Here is a 15,186-nt window from a genome sequence, read left to right as displayed (position 1 = left end):
CGCGGTTCGTTGTCTGCGTGGGCGTGCCGCGGAGGGCAACGTGACTGCTCTGTCACAAGGGAGGCGTACACGGTGTCCGTGGACGCGGCATGTCCGTCTCGCAGGTTATCGCCGTGTGCCGTGGGTCCCTAAATCGCAGATCGCAGGAGAGCGGTGATACGGGTCACAGCGCGTGAGGGCGGCGGGACGGTCCGCGGAGGTCGCGGGAGGACCGCCCGCGGCGTTCGTGGCAGGCGGGGCCCGGGATCCCGGTGGCTCACGGCGCGCGGAGCGGCGGAGTGAGGGGCGTCCGGGGGCCGCTGTGATATGGAACTCAGTCGCTCTCCGTCCACCCGTGCGAGTGGTCCGCGACGACGGATTCCGTGCCCCGGGGCGCGCGCCGGAGGTCAGTCGGCGGGTATCGGCAGGGGCCGCTCCTCCAGGGCGGCGGCCATGATCTCCGGGAACAGGTCGGGGGTGCAGGCGAAGGCCGGGACGCCGAGCGCGGCGAGGGCCGCCGCGTGGTCGCGGTCGTAGGCGGGGGTGCCCTCGTCGGAGAGCGCGAGCAGGGCCACGACCCGGGTGCCGGCGGCCCGCATCGCCGCGACCCGCTTCGCCGCCTCGCCGCGGACGCCGCCCTCGTACAGGTCGCTGATCAGGACGACGACGGTGTCGGCGGGGCGGGTGATGCCCGCCTGGCAGTGGGCGAGGGCGCGGTTGATGTCGGTGCCGCCGCCGAGCCGGGTGCCGAAGAGGACGTCGACGGGGTCGCCGAGCCGGTCGGTCAGGTCGACGACGGCGGTGTCGAAGACCAGCAGCCGGGTGGCGACCGTCCGCAGGGAGGCGAGCACCGCGGCGAAGACGGCGGCGTGGACGACGGAGGCCGCCATGGAGCCGGACTGGTCGACGCAGAGCACGACCTCCTTGCGCGCCGCCCGGGAGGCGCGCCCGTGGCCGACGAGCCGCTCGGGGACGACCGTGCGGTGCTCGGGCAGGTAGTTCTTGAGGTTGGCGCGGATCGTGCGGTCCCAGTCGATGTCCCCGTGGCGGGGCCTGCGGGTCCGGGCGGAGCGGTCGAGCGCGCCGGTGAGGGTGGCGCGGGTGCGGGCGGCGAGGCGCCCCTCCAGGTCGGCGACGACCTTGCGCACGACGGCGCGGGCGGTCTCCCTGGTGGTCTCGGGCATGGCCTCGCGGAGGGAGAGGAGCGTGCCGACGAGGTGCACGTCGGGCTCGACGGCCGCCAGCGTCTCCGGCTCCAGGAGGAGGGCGGCGAGGCCGAGCCGGTCGATCGCGTCGCGCTGCACGACCTGGACGACGGGGGCCGGGAAGTACGTGCGGATGTCGCCGAGCCAGCGGGCGACGGAGGGCGCGGAGGCGCCGAGTCCGGCCGTACGGCCCCGGCCGGCGCCGTCCCGGTCGTCCGGGTTCCGGCCGTAGAGGGCGGTGAGGGCTCCGTCCACGGCGGCGTCGGTCCCGGAGAGCACCCGCCCGGTGCCGTCGGCGTCGCCCCCGCCGAGCACGAGCCGCCAGCGACGCAGCCGCTCGTCCTCGGAGGAGACGGGGGGCGTGGGGGCCGGGGGTGTGGGGGGTGTGGGGGCGGAGGGGTTGGCGTCGGGTGGCGCGGGGGCGGACGCGCTCGGGTCGTCGCTCGTACGGGCCGCGGGTGTCGCGGGAGTGAGGGGGGTCATGCGGGTGCCTCCGTGCCGAGGACGAGGTGGAGGAGGGGCAGGACGGCGTCCGCGCGCTCCCGGTCGGGGGCGGGGGCGAAGCCGGGCGCGCCGGGCGCGGAGGCGCCGGGGCCGCCGGTCCCGGGGCCCCGGGCGGCCAGCTCGCCCAGGGTGCGGCGCACGCCCGGCTCGTACGCCGAGAAGGTGCGGCGCAGCAGGGGCAGGACGTCGGTGAACGCCTCGGCCGGTACGGAGGCGAGCCAGGCGTCGACGAGGCCGCGGAGGCGCTCGTCGTGGACGAGGAGCAGTCCGCCGCCGGAGGCGGCGCCGGCGAAGCCCTCGATCCAGGCGGCGGCGTCGGGCGGCGGCGCGCCGGGCGAGAGGGCGCGGCCCATGAGGAGGGCGGCTCCGGCGTCGGTGGTGCGCCCCTCGTCGAGGAGGAGCCGGGCGGCCCGGCCCCGGAGGAGGCCGGGCACCCGGTCGTGCGCGGCGAGCCGGTGCAGGACGCCGGTCCAGCGCTCGCGCGTCCCCGCCGCGTCGGGCAGCAGGCCGAGGGCCCGGTGGACCTCGTCGATCCGCTCGCGCAGGGGCCCGGCGGCGTCGGGGGCGAGTCCGGCGCAGGCGGGCGGCAGGCCGACGCAGATCCGCTCGGCGAGCCCGGTGGCCACCTCGCCGAGGGCGGCGGTGTCGGTGCCCCGGACGTCGCCGTAGCGCAGGGCGCGGGCGAGGGCCGGGAGGGCCCGGGCGAGGTGGACGACGTCGGTGTCGAGCGCGGCCCGGTCCGCGAGGGCCCGCATGACGGCGGGGAGCGCGTCGGCGAGCCCGGCGAGGAGGCAGTCCTCGGCGAGGGCGGTGACGTCGGCGAGGGCCGTGGCGGTACGGGCCCGGTCCTCGGCCCGGGCGGTGGCGGCGGCCCCGACGGTGGTGCCCCAGACGCCGGCCTCGGCGACCCTGACGTGCAGCTCGGGCTCCCAGCGCAGCCGCCAGGTCTCGCGGAAGGTGCCGGTGCCGGTCCGGCCGGCGGCCGGCTCGCCCCAGGGGACGCCGAGGACCCGCAGCCGGTGCAGCAGGCGGCTGCGCTCCCCGTCCGTCTCCTTGCGCAGGTCGAGCGCGAGCTCGCGCTCCTCCGCCTCGGGCTTGAGGCGGAGGGAGCGCTGCCGCCGGGTCAGGTCGCGCTGGAGGGGGACGGCGGGGGCGCCGTCGGGCACCTCGCCGAGGACGTCCCCGACGACGAGGCGGTCCCGGACGAGGGCGAGCGGCACGTCGGAGCCCTCGCAGAGGACGGCGCGGACGGCGTCGGTCGTCTCGTCGAGGCCGGGGGCCGGGCGTCCGCGCAGGGCGGCGAGGGCCCCGGCGAGCCGGACGGCCTCGATGACGTGGGCGGAGGAGACGGGGTGGTCCTCGGCCCTGAGGAGCCCGGCGACCCGGGTCATCCAGCGTTCGACGGGCCGGTCGGGGGCGGTGAAGAGGTGCCCGTACCAGCCGGGGGCCTCGATGCCGGCGCCGTAGCCGGAGCGGCGGGCGAGCCTGCGGTGGGTCCAGGGGACCCAGGTCGTCCCGGTCCGCACCTTGGGCAGGCCCTTGAGGAGGGCCCGGTCGGCGGCGACGGTGGTGCGCAGGGCGAGGGCGGGGACGTGCCAGGCGCCGCAGACGACGGCGACGGAGTCCCCGAACTCCTTCCTCGCCTCGCGGAGCCGGAGCCGCATGTGCGCCTCGCGGACGAGGTCGCGGGGGTGGCCGCCGTGCCCGTACGCCTCGCGCAGGGCGACCATGGCCTCGGCGAGGGCCCGGAACGGGGCGGCGGGATCGCCGTCGCCGCGCAGCTCGACGACGTCCTCCCACCAGCGCTCGGCGTCCTCGTACCCGGCGGCCGCGGCCAGTTCGGCGACGGGGTCGATCCGCACCCCGTCCCCGGCGACCTCCTCGCTCTCGTCCCAGGTGGGGTCGGCGGCGAGGGTGTGGGCGGCGGGCAGGTCGACGAACCGGACGGCGGCGCCCCGGTCCAGGGCCCAGCGGAGCGCGACCCACTCGGGCGAGAACTCGGCCATCGGCCAGAACGCGGCCCGGCCGGGGTCGTCCACGGCGTGGGCGAGCAGGGCGACGGGCGGCCGCATGCCCGGGTCCCCCGCGAGCTCCACCAGCGCGTCGGCCTCGGCGGGCCCCTCGATCAGCACCGCGGCGGGCCGCTCCGCGTCGAGCACGGCCCGCACCCCCCGCGCGGAGCCGGGCCCGTGGTGCCGCACTCCGAGCAGTAAGGGCCCGCCCGGGGACGCGCCCGGGACGAGGGCCCGACGCGGGGCCGCGACGGCGGACGAAGGGGCGGGAGCGGACGGTGTCGCGGCGGCGGGCGTCGCGGCGGCGGACGTCGTCGCGGCGGTGGTGGACGACGTCCCGGGGGCGGACGTCGTCAGGGCAGTGGGCGGCGGCATCACGGCGGTGGACGTCGCGGCGGTGGGCGTCGTCAACGCGGCGGACGGAGGCGTGGAGACCGACGGAGTCCCGGCGGCGGGCGTCCTCATGCGCTCACCTCGCGGCAGGCGCGGTAGAAGTCCTTCCAGCCGTCCCGCTCGCGGACGACCGTCTCCAGGTACTCCTGCCAGACGACCCGGTCGGCGGCCGGGTCGCGGACGACGGCGCCGAGGAGGCCGGCGGCGACGTCCGCGGGGCGCAGGACGCCGTCGCCGAAGTGGGCGGCGAGGGCGAGGCCGCCCGTGACGACGGAGATGGCCTCGGCCGTGGAGAGCGTCCCCGAGGGGGACTTGACCTTCGTGCGCCCGTCGGTGGTGACGCCGTCGCGCAGTTCGCGGAAGACGGTGACGACCCGGCGGATCTCGGCCGCCCCGTCCGGCGGGGCCGGCAGCTCCAGGGAGCGTCCGAGCTGCTCGACGCGCCGGGCGACGATGTCGACCTCGTCCTCGGGGGTCGCGGGCAGCGGCAGCACGACCGTGTTGAAGCGGCGGCGCAGCGCGCCGGAGAGCTCGTTGACGCCCCGGTCGCGGTCGTTGGCCGTGGCGATGAGGTTGAAGCCGGGGACGGCCTGCACCTCCTCGCCCAGTTCGGGGACGGGCAGGGTCTTCTCGGACAGGATCGTGATGAGGGTGTCCTGCACGTCGGCGGGGATGCGGGTGAGCTCCTCGACGCGGGCCGTCGCGCCCCGGGACATGGCCCGCATGACGGGGCTCGGCACGAGGGCGTCCCGGTCGGGGCCGTGGGCGAGGAGCCGGGCGTAGTTCCAGCCGTACCGGATCGCCTCCTCCGGGGTGCCGGCGGTGCCCTGGACGAGGAGGGTGGAGTCGCCGCTGACGGCGGCGGCCAGGTGCTCGGAGACCCAGGTCTTGGCGGTGCCGGGGACGCCGAGGAGGAGCAGTGCCCGGTCGGTGGCGAGGGTGGTGACGGCGACTTCCACGATGCGGCGCGGGCCGACGTACTTGGGCGTGATCACGGTCCCGTCGGGGAGCGTGCCGCCGAGGAGGTAGGTGGCGACGGCCCGGGGCGAGAGGCGCCAGCGGGCGGGCCGGGGGCGGTCGTCGGCCGCGGCGAGCGCCGCGAGTTCGGCGGCGAAGGCGTGCTCGGCGTGTGGCCGCAGGACCTCGGCGGAGGTCTGCGGGAGGCCCGGTGCGGTGTCCGTCTCGGCACCGTCACCGGGCTTCGCGATGGTTTCGGGCACGGGCATGGATCCCCCTCCAGATCGTTCGACCTGCTGTGCGATCCACCGTGCACCATGGCACTGACAATCCGATGTCGGCGCCGGTCGGGGGCGGTGGGAGGGGTCCGCTCCGCCGGTGGAGGGGCCCGCCCCCGCCGGGGATCAGCCGACGACCGGGGAGACCGCGACGCAGCCGCCGGCCATCGCCTGCTCGGCCTTGGCCTCCTTGATGACCTTGCCGTTGTAGGTGATCTTGCAGGTGAGGTCGGAGGGGCTGAGCGAGACCGGCATGACGGCCGGCGGCATGATCCCCTTCAGCGTCACCGTCTTCTTCCACGGGGCGGCGGGCTTCTTCTCCGACTCGATCTTCGGCTCCAGGGCGGTGCCGCCGCCGGCGTGGTAGTCGACGGACTCGATCGCGCTTCCGGTGACCTCGTACGTGACCTCGTAGGTCTCGTTCACGGACTTGTCGGCCTGCTCGACGGCCTTCTCGGCGGCCTCCGAACAGGCGCCGAGGCCGAGGGCGAGACCGGTGACGGCGAGGACCGAGACGGCGGTGCGGACGGTACGGGCGGTGCGCTTCATGAGGGTCCCCCTGGGGTGTGGAGTCGATCGTGGATCCCGCGCAGAGAATCGTAAAGGGAGAGTAAAGTCAAATCCTCCGGGTTCGCCCCGGGAACCCCGCACGGGCGCCCCCTCGCCCTCCTCCTGACCTCGCCTCAATTCCCTCACCCCACAACGAAATCGCTGGTCAAGGGCGTTGTCAGTGGCGCCCTCTACCGTCGTGGGCATGAAGGGCATGGGGGTGCGTTCGACGATCGAGCCGGTGCCGGCACCGGCTCCCGACGGGGTTTCGCGCAGCACGAAGGACGGGGGCGGGAGCGGGCACGGCGACGCGGTCGGGGGCACGGCCGGTCCCGGAGCGGCCGGGCGCGTGGCCGATCCAGGCGCGGCCGGGGGCGTGGCCGATCCCGAGGCGGCCCGGCGCCGGGCCGAGCGGAGGGCGGCCCGGATCACCTCGGGCGCGCGGGAGTTGGAGCAGCGGCTCGCCGACCTGCTGCGCGGCGGCCTGGCGGCGGCCGGGCAGTCCGGACACGGCCTGTGGGAGGAGACGGCGGCCCGCATGGTCGACGCCCAGGCGCCCGGCCTCGCGGGCCGGGTGCGGGAGTTGGGGGCGATACCGGGATCGGGGCCCGGCTGGCCGGTGCGGCTCCTGGAGGAGTGCGCGCTGATCCACCTTCTCGACCGGGCCTGGCTGGCCGCCGACCGGCTGCCCGCGCCCTTCGCGACGACCGTACGGACCCGGGTCGGCCTCCCGTCCCCGGTCGCCGGGCTCCCGGTTCGCGACCACTGGCTCGTCCTCGCGCAGTACGACACGGGCGACGGGCGGCTGACCACCCGGCGCGTCTGGCTGTACGGAACGGCCGGCGGGCGCACGGCGCTCGTGCTCTCGTACGGGGCGGCGGGCCGGGCGCCCCTGCTGTCCCTTCCCGTGGGCGCGGTGCTCGACGGCGAGCTGACCCCGCACGCCGGTTCCGGGCAGCTGCGGGCGGAGCCGGGCGAGCGCTTCACCCCGGTCGCCGGCCCGGTGACCCCGCCGCCCGGCGGCCCGGTCGGCGCGGCCCTCGACGCGTACGGGAGCGCGCTGCGCGAGGACCCGTGGCTGGACGCGTGGCCCGTGACGCTGCGCGGGGTCGTACCGGCGCGGGCGGAGTACGGCTGGCAGCTCGCCGACGCGGACGGGCGCGAGGCGCTGCCCCTGACGCCCGACGCCCAGTCCCGGCCGGGACTGTGGCGGCTCGTCGCCCTGTCCGGCGGGGCTCCGGTGACCGTCTTCGGCGAGTGCGGACACCGGGGGTTCACCCCGCTCGCCGCCTGGTCGCCGGAGGCCCCGGCCGAGACGGTCCCGCTCGTATGACCCCGTGGCCCTGCGACCTCATGCCCCCGTGACCCGGTGTCTCCGGACGCGCCCGCCCCGCCACAGCCGCCCCCGGCCATCAGCCACCGCACCACCGTCCGACGACCGACACCCATCGACCGCCGGTCACCAGCCACCGGCCACCAGCCACCGACCGCCCGGAGGAGCCCGATGGACACCGCCACGACCACGCCCGCTCCGGATCCCGCCTCCGACCGGCTCTGGGAGGAGCTCGTCACCGCGGCGCTGCTCGGGACGGACCGACGGACACCCGCCGGGCTCGCGCACACGGCGGGCGACGCCGTGACGGGCGGTGACGCGGCAGACGGCGACGCGAAGGGCGGTGGCGTGTCGGGCGGCGGGGCGGCGGGCGCGCTGCTCGACGCCGCCGCGCTGCACACCGTGCGGCGCAGGGCCGGGCTGCGCCCCGGGCCCGCGGCGCCCCCGCCGGAGCCCGCGCCCGAGGACCCGCGCGCGCCGCTGCCCGAGGCCGCCCGGCGGCGTCTCGACCAGCTGCTCGCCGGCCGGACCGCGCCCGCGCCCGCCGGGCGGCGCGGAACCGCGCCCGACCTCGCCGAGTTGCTCCCCCAGTGGCTGGCCCTCGCCGAGGAGCACGGCTACAAGGCGCCGTCCGCCGCCCTGCCCGCGCTCCTCGACGCGGCCCGGGCCCGCACCGATCTGCGCCCCCCGGCCCTGCGGTTCGCGGGACCGCGCGGGCTGTGGCTGGCCCGGCTCAACCCGGAGTGGCGGTTCGCCCTCCGCGGCACGGGCGCGGCCGGCTCCCTCCCGTCGCTCCGGGACGCGGAGGGGGTGCGGACCCTGTGGGAGGAGGGCCTGTTCGCCGAACGGGTCGCCCTGCTCACCGCCGTACGGAACGACGATCCGGCCGCCGGTCTCGCCCTCCTCGCCTCCACCTGGGCCGCCGAGCGGGCCGAGGACCGGCTGATGTTCCTCGACTCGCTTCGGGACGGACTCTCCGACGCGGACGAGGAGTTCCTGGAGGAGGCCCTGGGCGACCGCAGCCGGAACGTCCGCGCCACCGCCGCCGAACTCCTCTCCGCCCTGCCGTCCTCCGCCCTCGCGGGCCGGATGGCGGTCCGGGCCCTGACCTGCGTCGGCCTCGACCGGACGGCCGACGTGCCGACGGTCGGCGTCGAGGCGCCGCACGAGTGCGACGCGGCGATGCGGCGGGACGGCGTCGTGGCGGTCCCTCCGGCGGGCCGGGGCGAGCGCTCCTGGTGGCTGGCCCGGATCGTGGAGTCCGCGCCGCTCTCCCGCTGGCCGGCCGGGTTCGGGGGGCGCGGTCCGGAGGAGATCGTGGCCCTGCCGGTCGCCGACGGGTGGCGGGACGAGCTGCACGCCGCCTGGTGCCGGGCGGCCGTGCGGCAGCGGGACGCGGCCTGGTCGCGGGCGCTGCTCGGTTCGCCCGCGGTCCCGCCCGCGACGGGGCCCGGCACCCCGTCGCTCGCCGAGCGGGCCCGGCTCCTGTCGATGCTGTCCCCGGAGGAACGGGCGCTCTGGGTCGCCCGGTTCGTCGCGGCCCACGGCCTGTCGGAGGCGTTCCAGCTGCTCGGGGTCTGCGCCGTGCCGTGGGCGGAGCCGCTCGGCGAAGCGGTGATCGACGCCCTGGACATCGCGCGGGAGGCGGGCGGCTACCCGTGGAGCTTCAGCGGGGTGATGGGGCTCGCGGAGCGCTGCCTCGCCCCGGAGGCGGCCCGGCGCCTCGAACCCCTGACGGCCCGTCCGGACGAGGCGGGGGACGTCGTCCCCGGCGCGGGCGGCTACTGGTCGGAGGCCTTCCAGCGCCTGGTCTCCACGCTCCGCCTGCGCGCGTCGATCCGCGCCGAGCTCGTACCGCCCTCCCGAGGGCGCGCGGACGGCGAAGGGCCCTCCCGGAGGAGGGCCCCGGACGGTGGGGGGTGAAGCGCCGCGCGGCCCGCGCTACGCGGCCACGCGGACGTTCGCGTTCACCCAGTCGACGATGGACGCCGTCGTCGCGCCCGGCGTGAAGATCTCCGCCACGCCCTTCTCCTTCAGCGGCGCGATGTCCGCCTCCGGAATGATGCCGCCGCCGAAGACCTTGATGTCCTCCGCGTCGCGGTCCTTGAGGAGCTCCAGGACCTTCACGAAGAGCGTGTTGTGCGCGCCCGAGAGGATCGAGAGGCCGATCGCGTCGGCGTCCTCCTGGATCGCCGTGTCGACGATCTGCTCGGGCGTCTGGTGGAGTCCGGTGTAGATGACCTCCATGCCGGCGTCCCGGAGCGCTCGCGCGATCACCTTGGCCCCGCGATCGTGGCCGTCGAGACCCGGCTTGGCGACCACCACGCGGATCGGACCGGTCACACCCATCACTGCCTCCACATGCGACCCCCGCGCTTCTTTGCCGGGGAGGTGAACGAACGTTATCCCCAGCATCCCGCAAGCGGCCGTTTCGCGGCAGCGAGCGAGGGGGAAATCACACGTGGGACATTCGCTCCGCGCCGTCCCCGCTTCGGGGCCCTCCTCCTGGGCCCGCCAGCCGCAGCGGGACCGGCGCGAAGGGAGCCGCGACGAGGTCGCCGCGCCTCCGTGCCGCCGTCCGTGCGGCGCGGGGCACGGCGCACCGGCCAGGCCGTCCGGCCCCGCATGCCGTTCGGGAGGCCGGCCATGGAGTTCGGCAAGGTCACCGCCCTGATGAAGGCCACCGCGCTCGAGCTGGCGATCCTCACCGGCCATCTCGTCCTCTACCCCACCGGGATCGTGGCCGAGCGCCTCTCTCCCGCGCCGCCCGACGCCCCGCCGGAGGGACCCGCCCGGGGCAGGCGCCCCGTCCTGCTCCTGCACGGCTTCGTGGACAACCGCTCCGTCTTCGTCCTGCTGCGCCGCTCCCTCGCCCGGCACGGCCGTGACGGGATCGAGTCGCTCAACTACTCCCCGCTCACGTGCGACCTGCGGGCCGCCGCCGAGCTGCTCGGCCGCCGGGTGGACGAGATCCGCGCCCGTACGGGACACGCCGAGGTCGACGTCGTCGGGCACAGCCTCGGCGGGCTGATCGCGCGTTATTACGTGCAGTGCCTCGGGGGTGACGCGCGGGTGCGGACCCTGGTCACGCTCGGCACCCCGCACGCGGGCACGACCATGGCCCGGCTCGCCGCCGCGCATCCGCTGGTACGGCAGATGCGGCCCGGTTCCGAGGTGCTGCGGGAGCTGGCCGGACCCGCGCCCGGCTGCCGGACCAGGTTCGTGAGCTTCTGGAGCGACCTCGACCAGGTGATGGTGCCGGTGGAGACCGCCCGCCTCGACCACCCGGACCTGGTGGTGCACAACGTGCGGGTCAGCGGGATCGGCCATCTCGCGCTGCCCGTGCACCCGACGGTGGCCACCGGGGTCCGCGAGGCGCTCGACGCCGACGCGCCCGGGATCCCGGGCGGACGGGCAGAGGAACCGGGCGCTTCCTCCGTCGCCTGACGGACGCCCGCCGGCTTCGTCGACGCCCCGCGATCGTCCGGTCACACGACATCACCGCCGTCAACACGCGGGCCGTCCGACCACGCGACACCCCTGTTCGAACGCCTCTCGAACACAAGGCCAAAGGTGTCTCCGCGAGCTGGTGAAACGCAACCGATTGCCCGTTTCCTACGGCTGCAAACCCCGACGAAGATTGTCCGCCGCGCATACCGCCGGGTACAGTCGCGCCACTGCTTACCCCCGGGACACCCCTCGTCGGGCCCGCCCCGGACTGGTCCTGCTGCCGAGGCGAGAGAGACGTTGGTGAACGACCAGCACCCCCACGCCGGGTACGTCGGAGACGACGCCCACACCACTGGCAGTTTCGCCGCAGACCCGCTGTTCGGCACGTACCCCGGCGGCCAGGCCGACCAGAGCGGCCAGTGGGACCTCGGTCAGTACGGCACCGCCGGAACCCCCGGCGCCACCGGGCAGTACGACGCGACCGGCCAGTGGGACACCACGGGGCAGTGGAACGTCGGAACCCCCGCCCACGGGACGCCCGTCCACGAGGACGGCGGCTCCTACGGGACAGCCGCTTCCTACGGGGCGACCGGCTCCTACCCGACGACCGACTCCTACGAGACCGGCGCGGCGCAGTACGACACGACGGTCCCGTACGACACGACGGTCCCGTACGGGGCGGGCGACCCCTACGACACGACCGGTCAGTGGGACGCCTCCGCCTGGACCGAGGCCCGGCACGCCGACCCGTACGAGACCGCCCACTCCGGCGCGTACGCCGCCCAGGGCACGTACGGCTACGAGGCCTACGACACCACCGGCCAGTGGGCCGCCCCGGCCTTCGCGACCGAGACCGGCGCCTACGACGCGACCGCGTGGAACCAGGCCGCTCCGGAGTCCGAGCCGGTCGTCCCCCACCAGTACACCCCGCAGTCCGAGCAACTCCCCGAACACACCGCCGAGTTCTCCTTCGACTACGCCCCCGAGGCGGCGACCGTCGGCGCCGAGGACTCCGAGGGCGCCGAAACGCCCGGAGACGCCGAGGACTTCGAGTCCGCCGCGACCTCCTACGAGGCCGCTGAACACGGCGCCGACGAGGAACCGTACGACGACGGCCCCCGCGACGAGCCCGCCGTCGAGGTCCGCACCGACGCTCCCTCCGCCGGCCGCCCCGCACGCCGTTCCTCCGGCGGCGGTCGCGGCCGGCGCCGCACTCCCGCCAAGCGGTCCGCGCTGCTGACCGTCGCCGTCCCCTCCGCCTGCGTCATGGGGGTCGCCGGCATCGCCGCCGCGTCCGTCGGCGGGCTCCCCGGCGCCGGGGTCGAGAAGAAGGGCGACACGACCGCGCTCGCCGCCGCCCCGGACGCCGTGAAGCCGGTCGCCGCGAACAACGCCTTCAACACCCAGCTCGACGCCCTCGCCACCGACGCCCGCGACTTCGGCAGCCGCGCCAGCCGCGCCCAGGAGCGCATCGACCTCAAGGTCCGCCAGGAGGCCGAGAAGAAGAAGCGCGAGGAGGAGGCGATCCGCAAGGAGGCGATGCGCCCCAAGTTCGCGCTGCCGGTGAAGCTCCACCGGCTCAGCGCGCGCTTCGGCCAGTCGGGCGTCAACTGGATGTCCGTGCACACCGGCATCGACTTCCCCGTGTTCAGCGGCACGCCCGTGATGGCCGCGACGGACGGCACCGTCCGCACCCAGCTCAACAGCGCCTACGGCAACATGGTGATCGTGACCGCCCCGGACGGCACCGAGACCTGGTACTGCCACCTCAGCAGCGCCAAGATCCGCTCCGGTTCCGTGAAGGCCGGCGAGGTCATCGCGTACTCGGGCGACTCCGGCAACTCCACCGGCCCGCACCTCCACTTCGAGGTCCGGCCGGGCGGCGGCTACGCGATCGACCCGCTGGCGTGGCTGCGCAGCCACGGCCTGGACCCGACGGGCTGATCGCTCCACCGGCACGTGGAAGAGGGCCCCGACCGGAGTCGGGGCCCTCTTCCGTGCCCGCGTGCCCGCGTGCCCGCGTACGTACCCGCGCGCCCGCTACAGCTTCTCGACCGGCGCGTACCGCAGCAGCAGCCGCTTCGGCTTGTCGTCGCCGAAGTCGATCGTCGCCTGGGCGTCGGCGCCCGTGCCGGTCACCGCCGTGACCGTGCCGAGGCCGAACTGGTCGTGCGTGACCCGGTCGCCCACCTGGAGCGAGATCACCGGCTTCTCGCCGGCCCGCCGCGTGGCGAAGCCCGAGGGGCCGGAGCGCGCGCGGGAGGAGGAGAGCGAGGAGGTGATGCCCGAGGTCGGCCCGGCGGGCTTCGCCATCGGACCGGTCCGCTTCCACTCCAGGTGCGTGGGCGGGATCTCCTCCAGGAAGCGCGAGGCCGGGTTGTACGAGGGCTGGCCCCAGGCGCTGCGCATCGCCGAGCGGGTGAGGTAGAGCCGCTCACGCGCGCGCGTGATGCCCACGTACGCGAGGCGCCGCTCCTCCTCCAGCTCCTTCGTCTGGCCGAGGGCGCGCATGTGCGGGAAGACGCCGTCCTCCATGCCCGTCAGGAACACCACCGGGAATTCGAGGCCCTTGGCGGTGTGCAGCGTCATGAGGGTGATGACGCCCCGGCCCTCCTCGTCCTCGTCGGGGATCTGGTCCGAGTCGGCGACCAGGGCGACCTGCTCCAGGAACTCGGCGAGGGTCGCGGGCTCCTCGCCCCGCTCCTGCTCGAACTCCAGGGCGACGGCGGCGAGTTCCTGGAGGTTCTCGATCCGGGTCTCGTCCTGCGGATCGGTCGAGGCCTGGAGCTCGGCCAGGTAGCCGGTCCGCTCCAGGACGGCCTCCAGGACGACGGCGGGTCCGGCGCCGGACTCGACGACGGTGCGCAGCTCGTCCATGAGCGCGTTGAAGCGCTTGACGGCGTTCGCGGAGCGCGCGGCCATGCCGTACGCCTCGTCGACCCGCTTGAGGGCCTGCGGGAAGGTGATCCGCTCGCGGAGCGAGAGGGCGTCGATCATCGCCTCGGCGCGCTCGCCGATGCCCCGCTTGGGGACGTTGAGGATGCGGCGCAGCGGGACGTTGTCCTCGGGATTGGCGAGGACGCGCAGGTACGCGAGGACGTCCCGGACCTCCTTGCGCTCGTAGAAGCGCACGCCGCCGACGACCTTGTACGGCAGGCCGACGCGGATGAAGATCTCCTCGAAGACGCGGGACTGGGCGTTGGTCCGGTAGAAGACGGCGACGTCCCCTGCCTTGGCCTCGCCCGCGTCCGTGAGCCGGTCGATCTCGTCGGCGACGAACTGCGCCTCGTCGTGCTCGGTGTCCGCGACGTAGCCGGTGATCCGCGCGCCCTCGCCCGCGTTGGTCCACAGGTTCTTGGGGCGGCGGGACTCGTTGCGCTCGATGACGGCGTTGGCGGCCGAGAGGATCGTCTGCGTGGAGCGGTAGTTCTGCTCCAGGAGGATCGTGGTCGCGTCCGGGTAGTCCTCCTCGAACTGGAGGATGTTGCGGATGGTGGCGCCCCGGAAGGCGTAGATCGACTGGTCGGCGTCGCCCACCACGCACAGCTCGGCCGGGCCGAGGTCCTCGTAGCCGGTGCCGACCAGCTCGCGCACCAGGGTGTACTGGGCGTGGTTGGTGTCCTGGTACTCGTCGACGAGGACGTGGCGGAAGCGGCGGCGGTAGTGCTCGGCGACGTCGGGGAACGCCTGGAGCAGGTGGACCGTCGTCATGATGATGTCGTCGAAGTCCAGGGCGTTGGCCTCGCGCAGCCGGGCCTGGTACATCCGGTACGCCTCGGCGAGCGTCTTCTCGAATCCGTCCTGCGCCTGGTCGGCGAAGCTCTCCTCGTCGATCAGCTCGTTCTTGAGGTTCGAGATCTTGGCGCTGAACGACTTCGGCGGGAACTTCTTCGGGTCGAGGTCCAGGTCGCGGCAGACCAGGGCCATCAGGCGCTTGGAGTCGGCGGCGTCGTAGATCGAGAAGGAGGAGGTGAAGCCGAGCCTTTTCGACTCGCGGCGCAGGATCCGGACGCACGCGCTGTGGAAGGTCATGACCCACATGGCGTTGGCGCGCGGGCCGACGAGCTGCTCGACGCGCTCCTTCATCTCGCCGGCGGCCTTGTTGGTGAAGGTGATCGCCAGTATCTGGCCGGGGTGGACGTGCCGCGTGCCCAGGAGGTGGGCGATGCGGTGGGTGAGCACCCGGGTCTTGCCGGAGCCGGCGCCGGCGACGATGAGCAGCGGGGTGCCGGTGTGCACGACGGCGGCGCGCTGCTGCTCGTTCAGCCCGTCCAGGAGCGCGGCGGGGTCCACGACGGGGCGCGGGGCGCCGTCGCGGTAGTACGCGTCCCGGGGCGGGGGCGCGTCGAAGTGCTCCCCGAAGAGGTCGTGCGGGACCTCCTCCGGCACCGGGGAGCCGTGCTCGTCGTCCTCGGGCTGGGGCGGGGGCTCCTCCGAGGAGTGGTTCTGGAGACCGGCCAGGAAGCTGTCGTCAAAGAGGCTGCTCATCGCCTCACGAGTCTAGGACGCCCCGCCGACATCCGGGT

10 protein-coding genes are annotated in these 15,186 nt (G+C 75.4%); 4 read left to right on the top strand and 6 right to left on the bottom strand.

Annotated elements, in window-relative coordinates:
• Positions 1–386: 386 nt before the first annotated feature.
• From ACIQKA_RS00745 to ACIQKA_RS00730, 4 genes are all read right to left on the bottom strand, one after another.
• Positions 387–1,667: a VWA domain-containing protein gene (locus ACIQKA_RS00745; protein ID WP_402539568.1), complete on the bottom strand. Its 1,281-nt coding sequence runs from the start codon at positions 1,665–1,667 to the stop codon at positions 387–389.
• Positions 1,664–4,165 (bottom strand): DUF5682 family protein, encoded by a 2,502-nt coding sequence (locus ACIQKA_RS00740; protein WP_402539566.1) that lies wholly within the window; start codon positions 4,163–4,165, stop codon positions 1,664–1,666. Before ACIQKA_RS00740 ends, ACIQKA_RS00745 begins: the two co-directional genes overlap by 4 nt.
• Complete coding sequence (locus ACIQKA_RS00735) at positions 4,162–5,319, bottom strand: AAA family ATPase (protein ID WP_383151230.1); 1,158 nt, start codon at positions 5,317–5,319, stop codon at positions 4,162–4,164. Before ACIQKA_RS00735 ends, ACIQKA_RS00740 begins: the two co-directional genes overlap by 4 nt.
• 135 nt (positions 5,320–5,454) lie before the next feature.
• Entirely contained in the window at positions 5,455–5,877 is a 423-nt protein-coding gene (locus ACIQKA_RS00730; protein ID WP_383151231.1) for a hypothetical protein, read from the bottom strand.
• A 214-nt stretch (positions 5,878–6,091) separates the two neighbouring features.
• Between ACIQKA_RS00730 and ACIQKA_RS00725 the strand changes: the two genes are divergently transcribed.
• Positions 6,092–7,210: an SWIM zinc finger family protein gene (locus ACIQKA_RS00725; RefSeq protein WP_402540235.1), complete on the top strand. Its 1,119-nt coding sequence runs from the start codon at positions 6,092–6,094 to the stop codon at positions 7,208–7,210.
• Between the two features lie 171 nt (positions 7,211–7,381).
• A complete protein-coding gene (locus ACIQKA_RS00720) occupies positions 7,382–9,133 on the top strand; it encodes a DUF5691 domain-containing protein (protein WP_383429393.1) in 1,752 nt (583 codons plus the stop codon).
• 18 nt (positions 9,134–9,151) lie between these two features.
• Here the strand turns inward: ACIQKA_RS00720 and ACIQKA_RS00715 are convergent, their stop codons facing one another.
• Positions 9,152–9,559: a cobalamin B12-binding domain-containing protein gene (locus ACIQKA_RS00715; protein WP_030209190.1), complete on the bottom strand. Its 408-nt coding sequence runs from the start codon at positions 9,557–9,559 to the stop codon at positions 9,152–9,154.
• A gap of 297 nt (positions 9,560–9,856) precedes the next feature.
• On the opposite strand from ACIQKA_RS00715, the gene ACIQKA_RS00710 reads away from it, so the two are divergent.
• Positions 9,857–10,657 (top strand): esterase/lipase family protein, encoded by an 801-nt coding sequence (locus tag ACIQKA_RS00710; protein ID WP_383441702.1) that lies wholly within the window; start codon positions 9,857–9,859, stop codon positions 10,655–10,657.
• A gap of 303 nt (positions 10,658–10,960) precedes the next feature.
• A complete protein-coding gene (locus ACIQKA_RS00705; RefSeq protein ID WP_402539565.1) occupies positions 10,961–12,604 on the top strand; it encodes a M23 family metallopeptidase in 1,644 nt (547 codons plus the stop codon).
• Positions 12,605–12,700: 96 nt separating this feature from the next.
• Here ACIQKA_RS00705 and pcrA read toward each other — a convergent pair whose 3' ends face one another.
• Positions 12,701–15,148, bottom strand: a complete 2,448-nt coding sequence (gene pcrA, locus ACIQKA_RS00700; RefSeq protein WP_383429389.1) for a DNA helicase PcrA — start codon at positions 15,146–15,148, stop codon at positions 12,701–12,703.
• Between the last annotated feature and the right edge of the window lie 38 nt (positions 15,149–15,186).

The organism is Streptomyces sp. NPDC092045 (assembly GCF_044756005.1).
GTDB lineage: Bacteria > Actinomycetota > Actinomycetes > Streptomycetales > Streptomycetaceae > Streptomyces.
Note: the sequence above shows the minus strand (reverse complement) of the source record. Positions and strands in the feature narration are given on the sequence as shown.